The following is a 13,880-nucleotide window of genomic DNA, read 5'->3' on the forward strand; positions in this document are numbered from 1 at the left end:
AGGAGCCCTATGCAGCCCTCACCGACCATGGGCGCCGCGAAGCGTTGCACCGCTTGCGGTCTCCCGGCAGACCTCGGCCGCTTCTGCGAGGACTGCGGCGGCGACCTGGAGGAGTTCGAGGTCCCCGCCGAGGCCGTCCCGTGGCGCTCGTCGGCCGCGGTCGAGGAGAACCCGGAGCATCCGGGCGGCTCCGACGACCACCTGACGTTCGAGATGCCGGGCATCGGCGCGGCGACGGACGTCGGGAAGCGCCACCACTACAACCAGGACTCGATCGCGATCGCCCTGGCCGAGGACGGCCGGAAGATCACGGTGGTGTGCGACGGCGTCTCGGGCGCCTCCGACTCCGAGCGGGCGTCACTCGCAGGGGTGGAAGCGGCCGTGACGGAGATCCGCTCGGCGCTGGCCGAGGGCCTGTCGGCGGAGGACGCGTCGCGTCGCGGGGTGGGCGCGGCCCATTCGGCGGTGGCCGCGGTCGGCAAGCAGTACCCGAACTCGCCGCCGTCGTCGACGTACGTGTCGGCGGTCGTCGAGGGGAACCAGGTGATCCTGTGCTGGGTCGGGGACTCGCGGGCGTACTGGGCCGGGGAGAAGGAGGCGCGGTGCCTCACGGTGGACGACACGATCCAGGCGCGCCTGGAGTACCAGGGCGTGGACCCGTCCGATGAGCGGTACAAGAATCCGTACGCGAAAGCCCTGCTGGCGTGGCTCGGCGCGGACGCGCCGACGCTGAACCCGAACCTCCTCCGCGTGGATCTGGGAGGCGGGCATGTCGTAGTGTGCAGCGATGGTCTGTCGCGTTATTTCAATGACGATCACGACCTTCTGCCACTGCCGGACGGCAGTGTCGGCGAGAAGGCGGTAGCGTTGACACGACAAGCGCTCGCTAACGGCGGGCATGACAACATCAGTGTCGCGGTGGTGGAACTCGAATCCCCCGGTTCGGTCCAGGTCGACGAACGCGCGCGCGAGCGCGCTGACCAGGGCTCGCCGAACGGGGAGAACGGGGCCGCCCCGCTGCTCGGTGTCGTCAGCGAGGCCGAGTACACCCAAATGCTTGGAGGGGGACGACCTTGACCTACCAGCCGACCTACGGCGGTGCCCCACAGCCGGGCGGGTACCAGTGCGCGTGCGGGGCGTTCCCGCAGGCACAGTTCTGCGAGCAGTGCGGGACCCCCAACCCGGCGTGGCAGCAAGGCCAGCCCCCGCAGTCCCCTGCGGCGTTCGGACAGGGCTACCCGTCGAACGACCCGTACGCGCAGGACCCTTACGGCCAGCAGCAGCAGCCGGGCGGTTACGGGCAGGACCCGTACGGCCAGCCGCAGCAGCAGGACCCCTACGGGCAGCAGCAGCAGCCCGGCGGCTATGGACAGGACCCGTACGGGCAGTCGCAGCCCCAGGGCGGCGGGTACGGCCAGCAGGACCCCTATGGCCAGCAGCAGCAGCCGGGCGGTTACGGGCAGGACCCGTACGGCCAGCCGCAGCAGCAGGACCCCTACGGGCAGCAGCAACAGCAGCCCGGCGGGTACGGACAGGACCCCTACGGTCAACCGCAGCAGCAGGACCCGTACGGCCAGCAGCCGGGCGGGTACGGCCAGCAGGACCCCTACGGGCAGCCGTCGCAGCCCCAGGACCCGTACGGCCAGCCGCAGCAGGACCCTTACGGCCAGCAGCCCGGCTACGGGCAGGACCCGTACGGGCAGCAGTCGTACGCGCCGACCTCGGCGCCCCCCGGGCCGCCTCCGGGCGTGCCCGCCGCGCCGTTCGGCGCCCCGACCTCCGCGCCGCCCTCGACGGGCACCGGCGGGTTCTCGATGCCCGACTCGCAGCCCGCGGACCTCGCGTCGAACTACGCGCCCGCCGGCCAGGCGGCCACCCGCTGGGGCGTCGCCGTCACCGCGGACCAGGGCTACTTCAACAAGGTCGCGGCCTCGGACGGGGCCTCGCAGCTCCAGTACCCGTCGTTCGCGAAGCCGCGCCGCTTCCCGCTCGACAAGGGCGAGCTGGGGATCGGCCGCTACAGCGCCAAGCGGGGCATCACCCCGGACATCGACCTGTCGGGCGACGTCGCGGACCCGGGCGTGAGCGCGCAGCACGCGCGGCTGTACGCCAAGCCGGACGGCTCCTGGACGATCATGGACGTCGGCTCCTCGAACGGCACGTTCCTCAACGGCTCGGACGAGCCGCTGGCGCCGAACGTGGAGTTCCCGGTCGGGGACGGCACCTACATCAACATCGGGGCGTGGACGCGCCTGACGATCCACTACGAAGGCTAAGCGCCGCAACGTGAAAGGGCCGGGTCCATTGGACCCGGCCCTTGTTGCGCCACTAACCTCTCAAGAACTGCGTCACGGCGCTGGAGACGGCCGGGTTCGCGAGGATCTTGCGGTGGCCCAGGCCCTCGGTCGCCATGAGCTCGGCGTTCGGCCAGGCGGCGGCGACGGCCTCGCCGTGGCGGAACGGGTTGGGGCGGTCGCGGCGGTCGTGGACGATAAGCGCCGGGGACGGCACGTCGACGCCGCGCAGGGAGAAGTCGTCGAGCTTCACTCCGGCCTTGGCCTCCCCCAAGGGGGCCAGGCGGTCCATGATGCGCGGGCCGACCGGGACGATCGCGCCGATCGTGTCGCGGAAGCCCTCCTTGCCGCCGATGAACGGGGCGAGCATCGCCAGGCGGATCCCGGCGAGGTCCTCGCCGTTCATCAGCATCCCGTGGACGGCGCTGAGGCAGCCCATCGAGTGGCCCACGACCCCGTAGGGGGTGCCGAACTTCTCGTGGACGGTGGACATCGCGTCGACCAGGTGCATGCCGTTGGCGTGCCGGTCGCCCCACGGGCCCGGCCCGGAGTTGCCGTGGCTGGGCGCGTCGAAGGCGACCACGCGGAAGCCGGAGGCGACGAGGTTCGCGGCGATGAACTTGAAGTCGCCGGTCGAGCCGCCCCAGCCGTGCACGAGGTAGACGAGGGGGCCCTCGCCCCAGTCGTAGCCCCACACGGTCGTGCCGAGGCATTCGAGCTCAAACACCGAGGACCCCGCGGGGGCCGGGCCGCGCAGGCGCTTGTCGGGGCCCGCGGGGAGCCGGAACCACATCTCGCACAGGAACTTCGCGGCCTGGCCGGGCGCGACGCGCTCGGCGGCCGTGAAGGCGGAGCGGATGTACCAAGGAGCACGAACGGTCGTGCTTTTATTTGACGAGCCGGAACTCTGGGTCGTGGACGCCATGGGTGCGTGGCCTTCCTGGTCAGGAACTGTGACTGTCGATCAGCCGGTGGAACGCCGCCCAAGCGCGGTCGGCAGCGTCGGGATAGGACAGGATGCGGCTCATCCAGTTGTAGGACAGCAGGATGCCGAAGACCTCCTGCGCGACCTGGAAGACGTCGGTGTCTTCGGGGAGCTCGCCCTCGGCGACGGCCGTCGAGGCGATCCGGGCGAGCGAGTCGAGCATCAGGCGCTGCTCGGCCACCATGCGGTCGTGCAGGGGGCCGGGCAGGTCGTCGAACTCGGCGGCGGCGGCCAGGTACAGGCAGCCGCCCGGGTGTGCGTACCAGGCCATCCACTGCTCGACCAGGGCCTGGAGCCTCGTGATCCCGCGGGGCTTGCCCAGCGCGGGCCGGAAGACCTCCTCGCTGAACTGCTCGGAGTAGCGCTCCATGCAGGCGAGTTGAAGGGCCTCTTTGGATTTGAAGTGGGCGTACACACCGGACTTGGACATGTCGGCGGCGGCCGCGAGCGACCCGATGGTCAGCCCGGACAGCCCCGAGTACCTGGCCATCCGGATCGCGATGTCCACGACGGCCTGCCTGGTGAGTTCGCCTTTCCGCACGTCCTCAAAATAGCACGGTCGTGCTTGAAAAATCCAGACCGCGCTACGACATCGCGTAGACCGCCGCGGTGAACTCCACCTTCATCCAGGTCGTGGAGTCCTCCGGCGTCACGGAGGTCACGTCGGCGACCACGATCTGGGCCTTGTCGGTGTACATGCACAGGCTCATGCCCACGGTCAGCGGCGCCGCGGCCGGGTCCCACGGGTCGATCGTCCACGACAGCGCCGGGTTCGACCCGTCGATCTCCGCCCAGCACTCGTCCGCGGTGACCGCGGCGTCGAAGAACGTCCCCGAGATCCCCGACGGCGTGTACAGGTAGCTGGTCTGGCCCGTGTTCGTCGAGAAGTCGATGTCGCACGGGTTGAGGACCAGGTCCGTGTAGTACGCGGGCGCGTCCGAGGTCATGTACTCGGTCCAGATCGAGCCGTTCGTGGAGATGTCGTCGAAGTCGACCGCCGTGTACTGGCAGGTCGTGGCCGAGTCGAACGTCGTGGTCAGCTGGACCGTGTAGTTCGAGTAGACCTCGGTCCACTGGCCCGAGGAGGCCGTGGTCGTGTCGTCGTCCGGCTCGGACGTGTCCGGGTCGTCGGGCTCGGAGGTGTCGGGGTCCTCCGGGTCGTTCTGGGAGACCGCCCCGGTCGGGTCGTCGCCCGGGTCGTCGCCGTCGCCGTTGAGGAACCACACCAGGCCGCCGATGAGCGCGATCGCGAGGATCGAGGCGATCACGGTGACGCCGACGGCCGTCGCGTTCGACTTCGGCGGCTGCCCGAACGGCGGCGTCGGCCCGTAGACCGGCGACTGGCCCGGGTACTGCGGCGGCGCGAACTGGCCCGCCTGCTGCGGGGCGGTGTACTGCGGCGCCGTGTACTGCATGGCGGGCTGCTGCGTCGTCGGGTACTGGCCGGGCGAGACCTGCCCGGGCGCGTAGCCGGGTGCCGGGGACTGCGGGGGCGCCGAGTAGGCCCCCGGCTGCGAGTACGGCACGGACGTCACCGGCGAGGCGGGCGGCGCGGACATCGGGAACGCGGAATTCGGGGCCGGGGGCTCGCCGCCGGGCACGGCGCCCGGGTAGGCGGCGGTGGGGGCGACCGGGGAGGCACCAGGCACCGCGCCGTCGAAGACCGACGTCGGCGCGTTCGGGGTCGGCGGCGGCCCGGTCGGGGCGGCGGTGTCCACCAGCGTCGAGGGCACGCCCGCGTCCCCCAGGAGGCTCGACAGCTCCCAGCGCTGGCGCTCGGCCAGTGCGTTCACCGCGTCCGGCCAGGGGCGCGTAGAGGGCGCCACAGGGCCGATGAGCGACATCAGCTCCGCGGGGGTGGGGCGGGCTCCGGGGAGGCGGATCAGGCAGCGCTCGACGATCGAGCGCACGCGCGGCGACAGCACCGACAGGTCCGGCTGCGACCGGACCACGTTGTTCAGCGTCTCCAGTGTCGAGGCGCCCGTGAACGGGCTCGTGCCGGTCGCGGCGAGCACCAGGACCGAGCCGAGCGAGAACACGTCGGAGGCGGCCGAGACCGTGCCGGACTCGGCCTGCTCGGGCGACATGAAACCGGGCGTGCCGATGACCCCGCCGGTCTTCGTCAGGTTCGTGTCCGTCACGCCGTCCGCGGCGCGCGCGATCCCGAAGTCGATCACCCGCGGGCCGTCGGCGGCCAGGATCACGTTCGCGGGCTTGAGGTCCCGGTGGACCATCCCGGCCTTGTGGATCGCCGCCAGCGCCGACGCGAGCCCCGCGGCGAGGCGCACCACGGCGGGCTCGGGCAGCGGCCCGGAAGCCTCCACGACGTCCTTCAGGTTGGGGCCCAGGAGGAACTCGGAGGCGAGCCACGGGACCGGGTCGTCCGGCCCGGCGTCGAGCACCGAGGCCGTGTACGCGCCCGCGACCTGCTTCGACGCGTCCACTTCGCGCCGGAACCTGGCCCGGAACTCCTCGTCCTGGATGAGCGCGGCCGCGATGAGCTTGACGGCCACGGGGCGGCCGTCGGGGGCGCTGGCGAGGAACACGCGGCCCATGGCGCCGCGGCCGAGTTCGGCGATGGTCCGGTAGGGACCGATCCGTTCGGGATCGCCGGGAGCCAAGGGCTGCATTGGTGCCTCCGGGAAGCGAGGGGCGGGCGGTACCCCCCATTCTATTGCCGTTGTGCCAGCGTGCGCACGACGCGGGGACCCGGGCCTATGGGACACAAGCGGATCAGAGCATGCGAAAGGGGCCGTTCCGCGGGTGCGGGACGGCCCCTCTCGGGCGGATCGATATCTAGCTGCAACCGCTGGTCGCGCCGCAGCCCTCGCAGGCGTAGCAGGACCCGGCGGGCCGCATCTTCGTGCCGCAGTTCATGCACAGCGGCGCGTCGGCGCTGCGGGCCTGGGCCGAGGTGAGGATGTCCAGGCGGGACTTGGACTCGATCTGGACGCGCTCGGTCACTGCTTCAACGACGGCCGCTTCCTCGATGGGCGCGGAGGCGCGGAGCGCGTCGAGGTCGACCTCGGGCTGGGAGACCTTGGCGGGGTCCTCGCCGTTGAGCTCGGCGGTGCGCTCGGCCGTGGTGAGGATGCCGATGGCGGCGCGCTCCTCGTACGGCAGGTAGTCCAGGGCCAGGCGGCGGAAGATGTAGTCGACCACCGAGGAGGCCATGCGGATGTCCGGGTCGTCGGTCATGCCGGCGGGCTCGAAGCGCATGTTGGTGAACTTCTCGACGTACTTCTCCAGCGGCACGCCGTACTGGAGGGCGATCGAGATGGACACCGACAGGGCGTCCATGACGCCCGCGAGGGTCGAGCCCTGCTTGGACATCTTGAGGAAGACCTCGCCGAGGCCGTCGTCCGGGTAGGACGAGGAGGTCATGTAGCCCTCCGCGCCGCCGACCGAGAACGAGATGGTCTGGCTCGGGCGCTTCTTGGGGAGCTTGCGGCGGATCGGGCCGTGGACCGCGATGGACTCGACGGCCTTCTCCACGGCTTCCTCGACGGCCTGCTCCACTTCCTTCTTCTTCGCGGAGAGCGGCTGGCCGACCTTGCAGTTGTCGCGGTAGATCGCGAGGGCCTTGAGGCCGAGCTTCCAGCCCTGGAAGTAGACCTCCTCGATGTCCTCGACGCTCGCGGACTCGGGCAGGTTCACGGTCTTGGAGATCGCGCCGGACAGGAACGGCTGCACGGCGGCCATCATGAGCACGTGGCCCATCGGCGCGATCGCGCGCTCGCCCATGGCGCAGTCGAACACCGGGTAGTGCTCCTTACGCAGGGCCGGGGCGCCGACGACGTGGCCGTGGTCGGCGACGTAGTCGACGATGGCCTGGCGGTCGGCGTCGTCGTAGCCGAGGCGGGCGAGGGCGCGCGGGATCGACTGGTTGACGATCTCCATGGAGCCGCCGCCGACGAGCTTCTTGTGCTTGACGAGGGCGAGGTCCGGCTCGATGCCGGTGGTGTCGGAGTCCATCATGAACGAGATGGTGCCGGTGGGCGCGAGGACGGACGCCTGGGCGTTGCGCCAGCCGTTGACGGCGCCGATCTCGTTGCCCTTGGCCCACTCGGTCTTCGCGGCTTCGAGGACGGTGGCGTCGACGTCGCCGAACGTCTCGACCGCGTCGGCGGCCGCGGCGTGCTTGGCCATGACGCGCTGGTGCGGCTCGGCGTTGCGCTCGTACCCGGCGTAGGGGCCGACGGCCCCGGCGATCTCGGCGGAGCGGCGGTAGGACACGCCGGTCATGAGCGCGGTGATCGCGGCGGCGAGCGCGCGGCCCTCGGCGGAGTCGTACGCGTAGCCCGAGGTCATGAGCAGGGCGCCCAGGTTCGAGTACCCGATGCCGAGCTGGCGGTAGTCGCGGGTGGTCTCGCCGATCTTCTCGGTCGGGAAGTCCGCGAAGGAGATCGAGATCTCCATGGCGGTGATGACGAACTCGACGGCCTTGGTGAAGCGGTCGACGTCGAACGAGCCGTCGTCGCCGAGGAACTTCATGAGGTTGAGGCTGGCGAGGTTGCACGAGGAGTCGTCGAGGCTCATGTACTCCGAGCACGGGTTGGACGCGTAGATGCGGTCCGTGTTCGGGTTGGTGTGCCAGTCGTTGATGACGTCGTCGTACTGGATGCCCGGGTCGGCGCACTCCCACGCGGCCTTCGCCATGCGGCGGAACACGTCGCGGGCGTCGCGGCGCTCGATCTCGGCGCCGGTCTGGCGGGCGGTGAGGGCGTAGTCGGTGCCCTCCTCGACGGCCTTCATGAACACGTCGGAGACGCGCACGGAGTTGTTGGCGTTCTGGTACTGGACCGAGAACATGTCCTCGCCGCCGAGGTCGACGTCGAACCCGGCGTCGCGCAGGGCCCGGATCTTGTCCTCCTCGCGGGCCTTGGTGTCGATGAACGCCTCGATGTCGGGGTGGTCGACGTCGAGGACGACCATCTTCGCGGCGCGGCGGGTGGCGCCGCCGGACTTGATGGTGCCCGCGGAGGCGTCGGCGCCGCGCATGAAGCTGATCGGGCCGGAGGCGTTGCCGCCGGAGGAGAGCAGTTCGGCGGAGGCGCGGATCTTGGAGAGGTTGACCCCGGCGCCGGAGCCGCCCTTGAAGATCATGCCCTCTTCCTTGTACCAGTCGAGGATCGACTCCATGGTGTCGTCCACGCTGAGGATGAAGCACGCGGAGACCTGCTGGGGCGCGGCGGTGCCGACGTTGAACCAGACCGGGGAGTTGAAGCTGAAGTACTGGTGGAGCAGGAGCCAGGTGAGCTCGTCGGCGAAGACCTGCGCGTCCTCGGCGGACGCGAAGTAGCCGTACTTCTCCCCCGCGTTGTGGTACGCGTGGACGACGCGGTCGATGACCTGCTTGAGGCCGGTCTCGCGCTGCGGGGTCCCGAGGGCGCCGCGGAAGTACTTGGAGGTGACGATCTGGGTCGCGTTCTGGCTCCAGAAGGCCGGGAACTCGACGCCGCGCTGCTCGAAGTTGATCGAGCCGTCGCGCCAGTTCGTCATGACGACGTCGCGCGACTCCCATTCGACCTCGTCGTACGGGTGGACGCCCGCGGTCGTGAAGACGCGCTCGACCGTGAGGCCCTCCTTGGGCCCGGTCTTCTTGGCGGTCCTGGTCGTCGGCGCTGCTGCGGCCTTGGTGGTCTTCGGCATGTTCCTCGCCCCTGTCTGCTCATGCCTGGTCATGGGAATCGGATGTTTCGGGGTGGTGCTAGCCACTGTTGCGCGCGGCGTGCTCCTCGCGGAGCTGGGCTATGGCGGCCTCGAAGTCCTCCAGGGACTCGAAGTCCTGGTAGACGCTGGCGAAGCGCAGGTAGGCGACCTCGTCGAGCCGGCGCAGCGGCTTGAGGATCGCCAGGCCCACCTCGTGGGCGGGGACCTCGGCGGCGCCGGTCGAGCGGATCTCGTCCTCGACGGCCTGGGCCAGCATGGCGACGTCGTCGGCGTCCACGGGACGGCCCTGGCAGGCCTTGAGGACGCCGCTGGCGACCTTCCCGCGGCTGAACGGCTCGGTGGCCCCGCTGCGCTTGACGACGGCGAGGATGGACTCCTCGACGGTGGTGAAGCGCTTCTCGCACTCCTGGCAGACCCGGCGGCGGCGGATGATCTTGCCGTCCTCCGCCTCGCGTGAATCGACCACGCGACTGTCGGGATGGCGACAGTAAGGGCATCGCATATCGCTAGTCTCCTTCTCACAACCATCGTCTCGCGGGCCGCCGACAATCGGTGCGGCCCCGGCCGTCGCGCCGGGAGGGACAGTCTGCCCCTCGTCGCCCCGGCGGGTGCGGGAACCCCAACACCTAGTGAGAGACGATACAACACACCACAAGATCTAGTGGCAAGAATAGCGCAGATCAGTGCGCGGCGAGCTTCGGAAACCGGACCCCGGGGACACGAGTCAATCAGACCGCGTCGTAAAATCGTTCACCCGTTCGGGTGAATACAGGCGGAAACACATTCCTACCAGCGCGGCGACACGCCGACGTCGCACGAATGTTTGACTAGAACCTGCACGTGAGTTACATTGTCGGAATCAGACATACCGTCCCATTTGTCTTACAGGAGCCTCCTGTGGCTAGCGAGACCACGACATCCCGGCCGAAAACGCGCAAGTTGACGCGTCGGCAGCAGCAAGTCCTCGAATACATCGAGGAGTTCATCAACAACAAGGGCTACCCCCCGAGCGTCCGCGAGATCGGTGCGGAGGTCGGACTCGCCTCGGCGTCGTCCGTCGCGTACCAGATGAAGCAGCTCGAACGGAAGGGCTACCTCAACCGCCTGGCCGGACGGCCGCGCGCGGTGGGGGTCCGCCAGTCCACGCCGGGCGGGGTCCAGACCTGCTCCCAGCACCCGCGGCCCCGGTACGTCCCGATGGTCGGCGAGATCGCCGCGGGGCAGCCGATCCTGGCCGAGGAGCGCGACTACGACGTCATGCCCCTGCCCGCGGAGTTCGTGGGCGAGGGCGTCCACTTCCTCCTGCGCGTCAAGGGCGACTCGATGACCGAGGCCGCCATCACCGACGGCGACTGGGTCGTGGTGCGCCAGCAGCCCGACGCGCTCAACGGCGAGATCGTGGCCGCGATGATCGACGGCGAGGCCACGGTCAAGACCTGGAAGCGCAAGAACGGCAAGCCGTGGCTGCTCCCGGCGAACGCGCTCTACGACCCGATCGACGCCTCCGAGGCCGAGATCCTGGGCCGCGTGGTCGCGGTGCTCCGCAAGATCTAGCTAGACCTCGAACGCCAACTTCATTGCGCGCCTAGCGGTTCCGACCGTAAGTCGTGCCGCCTTCAGGCGGACCCCAGTAGCCGTCGTCGGCGTCAGGGGTCCGTTCGGCGTTTCCGCCCCCGTAGGTCTGGCCCTGCTGGCGCTGCTGCTGGCCGCCGCCCTGGGCGCCGTACACGTTGCCCGTGGGCTCGCGCCGCGGCGGCTGCTGTTGCTGCTGGCCTCCGCCGCCTTGGGCGCCGTAGACGTTCCCGGAGGGCTCCTGGCGGGAGCTGAAGGACTGGCCGGGCCCGGCGTTGTCGTAGACGCTGCCGTGGCCGCCGCCCTCGAACGCGCCGTACTGGGGCTCCTGGCGGCCGCCCTGCGGGGGGCGGCCCCGTTGCTGCTGCTGGCCTCCGCCGCCGTAGACGTTGCCGCCGCCCGGCTCCTGGCGGGCGCCGCCGCCGTAGACGCCGCCCTGCTCGGGGCGGGACTGCTGGCCGCCGCCCCCGTAGACGTTGCCGCTCGGCTCCTGGCGGGCGCCGCCGTACACGTTGCCGCGGGCGACCTCCCCCAGGTCCGGGTCGGGCTGGCCGGATTCGAGGCCCAGATCCACGGGGTCGTCGTCGGCGAGGAAGGACTCCCGGCGCCCGCGCGGGGACTCCTCGGCGGCGTAGCCGAGCTCGTCGTCCCCGTCGTCGTCGCCGTCCTGGTTCGCCTTGCGGTGCTTGCGGATCACCACGATGCCCAGGACCATGACGAGCATGCCGAGGATCGCGATGGCCGCGAGGATCTTCACGATCGTGCCGAAGCCCAGGTCCAGGACCCGGTCCAGGAGGCTCTTGCCGTCGTCGCCCGAGGCCGGCGCGGCCTCGTCGTCGCCCCCGGAGGTCTCCTCCTCGGCGACGGGCGCGGCGGGCGCGTACTTCGTGACGGTGCCGAACGAGCCGTCGTTGTCCTCGGACGCGAGGGTGATGAAGTTGCCTTCGGCGTCGTAGGCGAGGCCCTCGGCCTGGCCCGAGTCGGCGACCGGCGTGGCCGCGGGCTCGCCGCCCAGGGCCGCGAGGACGTCGCCGCCCTCGACGGTCCACTCGTAGACGTTGGACTCGGTGCGCAGCGCGACCTTCGAGCCGTCCGCGTTCATCGCGCTGCCGGAGACCGTGCCGCCGTCGGGGAGGGCAACGGTGCCGACCTCGTCGAGCGGGGTGTTCTCGGCCTGGTTGTCACCGGACGGCGAGTAGAGGGCGGCCTCGCCCGCGTCGGAGGTGACGAACAGCGGCTTCTTGCCCGGGAGGAGCAGGAAGGTGCCGACGTCCTGGGGCCCGTCGGGGAAGACGTAGCGCCAGACCGCGCTGTTGGGGAGGTCGTTGAGGTCGAGCTGGTTCAGCGTCAGCCACTCGCGGTTGGCGCCGTCGCCGATGTCGCCGACCCACAGGTACTCGCCGTTCTCGCTGTCGAGGACCAGCGCCTGCGGGTCGCGCGGCTGGTGGTCGATGAACGCCTCGTCGGCGCCGCGCGGATTGCAGTCCTCGCCGACGCGCTCGACGGACAGCGTGCCGTCCTGGTTGTCGGCGGACGACACGATCCACCAGCCGTCGCCGTCCGCGGCGGCGGCGATGCCCGCTGGGTTCTGGTTGCGCGGGTCGTGCAGGGTGCACAGCACCTCGCCACCGGACTCTTCATCCTGGGCGAAGACGGGGGACGCGGCCGTGACCAGGACGAGCACTCCGGCCGTCCCGGCGACGAGCCGCGCAGGCAGGGGCCGACGGCCCACACGGCGCTCTCGCATCACGCAAGTGTTCCAGAACACGCCATGTCAGCGCGGGGACCCCCATGAGACATGTTCAGGACCACTGCAATTCAGTCCTTTTCCAGGACGAACGCTCGCAATTCACCGGCCAGCCGGTCGTCCACACGGGCCGTTATGACCGTGCCGTCACCTCGGTGTTCGGTGGTGAGCACCTCGCCGCGGGACCGCAGGCGGGAGACGAGATCGCCTCTGACGTAAGGGATGCAGACCGTCAGCTCCGTGTCCGGCTGCGGCAGCGCCTGCTCGATCGCGTCGCGGAGCTTGTCGATCCCCTCGCCCGAGTGCGCCGACACGAACACCGCGTCGGGCCAGTCGGAGCGCAGCTGGAGCATCGTGTCCGGGTCGACCAGGTCGAGCTTGTTGACCACGACCAGCTCCGGGATCTCCTCGGCGCCGACCTCGGCGAGCACCTCGCGGACCGCCTCGGCCTGGCCGAGCGGGTCCGGGTGCGAGCCGTCGATCACGTGGACCACCAGGTCGGACTCGGCGACCTCTTCGAGCGTCGAGCGGAACGCCTCCACGAGCTGGTGCGGCAGGTGCCGCACGAAGCCGACCGTGTCGGTGACCGTGTACTCCCGGCCCTCGGACGTGCGCGAGCGCCGCGTCGAGGTGTCGAGGGTCGCGAACAGCGCGTCCTGGACGAGGATGCCCGCGCCCGTGAGAGCGTTGAGCAGGCTCGACTTCCCGGCGTTCGTGTACCCGGCGATGGCCACGCCCGGCACCCGGTTGCGGGTGCGCGAGTCGCGCTTGGTCTCGCGGGTGACGGTGAGCTTCGCGAGCTCCCGGCGCAGCTTCGCGACCTTCGCGCGGATGCGACGGCGGTCGGTCTCCAGCTTCGTCTCACCGGGGCCGCGCAGGCCCACGCCGCCGTTCGAGCCGCCCTGGCGGCTCATGGCGTCGCCCCAGCCGCGCAGGCGCGGCAGGAGGTACTGGAGCTGCGCCAGCTCGACCTGCGCCTTGCCCTCGGCGCTCTTCGCGTGCTGCGCGAAGATGTCGAGGATCAGGGCCGTGCGGTCGATGACCTTGACGTTCACGGCCTTCTCAAGGGCGATCAGCTGGCCCGGCGACAGCTCGCCGTCGGCGATCACGGTGTCGGCGCCCAGCGCCTCCACGGTGTCCTTCAGCTCCATGACCTTGCCGGAGCCGATGAACGTGCCCGCGTCGGGCTTGGAGCGGCGCTGGATCAGGCCGTCGACGACCTCGGAGCCGGCCGTCTCGGCGAGCTGCGCGAGCTCGTCGAGGGAGTTCTCGGCGTCCTCGGCGGTGCCCTCGGTCCAGACGCCGACGAGGACGACGCGCTCCAGGCGGAGGCGTCGGTACTCGGCGTCGCTGACGTCGGCGAGCTCGGTGGAGGCCAGACCGGAGACGCGGCGCAGCGCCTGGCGCGCCTCCAGGTCCAGTTCGCCCGTCGAAGGGGCGTCGGAGGAGAAGTCTTCTCGGGTGTCTTCGTACTGTTCGTGCATCACCACAAGCTTGACACGCCCCGCCCCGGGTGGCGAGCCGATATCGCGCACAGCGAACGGCGTCGATCCCACCCGCGCCGCGGCGCTGTGGCGGGGCCCCGGCCCAGCGCAGGGCCGGGGCGGCC

Annotated in this window: 9 protein-coding genes and 1 pseudogene; 3 read left to right on the top strand and 7 right to left on the bottom strand. The window is 70.6% G+C overall.

What is annotated here, in order from left to right; genetic code table 11:
* Positions 1-9: 9 nt before the first annotated feature.
* Positions 10-1,077 (top strand): PP2C family serine/threonine-protein phosphatase, encoded by a 1,068-nt coding sequence (locus tag AB0A65_RS07580; RefSeq protein ID WP_359947877.1) that lies wholly within the window; start codon positions 10-12, stop codon positions 1,075-1,077.
* Entirely contained in the window at positions 1,074-2,276 is a 1,203-nt protein-coding gene (locus AB0A65_RS07585) for an FHA domain-containing protein (RefSeq protein WP_359947880.1), read from the top strand. Before AB0A65_RS07580 ends, AB0A65_RS07585 begins: the two co-directional genes overlap by 4 nt.
* A 52-nt stretch (positions 2,277-2,328) precedes the next feature.
* Here the strand turns inward: AB0A65_RS07585 and AB0A65_RS07590 are convergent, their stop codons facing one another.
* From AB0A65_RS07590 to nrdR, 5 genes are all read right to left on the bottom strand, one after another.
* Positions 2,329-3,219: an alpha/beta fold hydrolase gene (locus tag AB0A65_RS07590; RefSeq protein WP_359947883.1), complete on the bottom strand. Its 891-nt coding sequence runs from the start codon at positions 3,217-3,219 to the stop codon at positions 2,329-2,331.
* Between the two features lie 19 nt (positions 3,220-3,238).
* Positions 3,239-3,820, bottom strand: a complete 582-nt coding sequence (locus AB0A65_RS07595; RefSeq protein ID WP_359947886.1) for a TetR/AcrR family transcriptional regulator — start codon at positions 3,818-3,820, stop codon at positions 3,239-3,241.
* A 43-nt stretch (positions 3,821-3,863) separates the two neighbouring features.
* Complete coding sequence (locus AB0A65_RS07600; RefSeq protein WP_359947889.1) at positions 3,864-5,909, bottom strand: protein kinase; 2,046 nt, start codon at positions 5,907-5,909, stop codon at positions 3,864-3,866.
* Positions 5,910-6,075: 166 nt separating this feature from the next.
* A complete protein-coding gene (locus AB0A65_RS07605) occupies positions 6,076-8,931 on the bottom strand; it encodes a vitamin B12-dependent ribonucleotide reductase (RefSeq protein WP_359947892.1) in 2,856 nt (951 codons plus the stop codon).
* Positions 8,932-8,989: 58 nt separating this feature from the next.
* Positions 8,990-9,454, bottom strand: a complete 465-nt coding sequence (gene nrdR / locus AB0A65_RS07610) for a transcriptional regulator NrdR (RefSeq protein WP_359947895.1) — start codon at positions 9,452-9,454, stop codon at positions 8,990-8,992.
* Between the two features lie 437 nt (positions 9,455-9,891).
* Between nrdR and lexA the strand changes: the two are divergent.
* Positions 9,892-10,506: pseudogene (gene lexA / locus AB0A65_RS07615) on the top strand (transcriptional repressor LexA); the annotation flags it as partial.
* Between the two features lie 31 nt (positions 10,507-10,537).
* On the opposite strand, the gene AB0A65_RS07620 reads toward lexA, so the two are convergent.
* A complete protein-coding gene (locus AB0A65_RS07620; protein WP_359947898.1) occupies positions 10,538-12,271 on the bottom strand; it encodes a hypothetical protein in 1,734 nt (577 codons plus the stop codon).
* 71 nt (positions 12,272-12,342) lie between these two features.
* On the bottom strand, positions 12,343-13,755 hold the full coding sequence (gene hflX, locus AB0A65_RS07625; RefSeq protein ID WP_359947901.1) for a GTPase HflX: 1,413 nt from the start codon (positions 13,753-13,755) through the stop codon (positions 12,343-12,345).
* Positions 13,756-13,880: the final 125 nt, after the last annotated feature.

Origin of the sequence: Glycomyces sp. NPDC047010 (assembly GCF_040644205.1) — a bacterium.
GTDB lineage: Bacteria > Actinomycetota > Actinomycetes > Mycobacteriales > Micromonosporaceae > Glycomyces.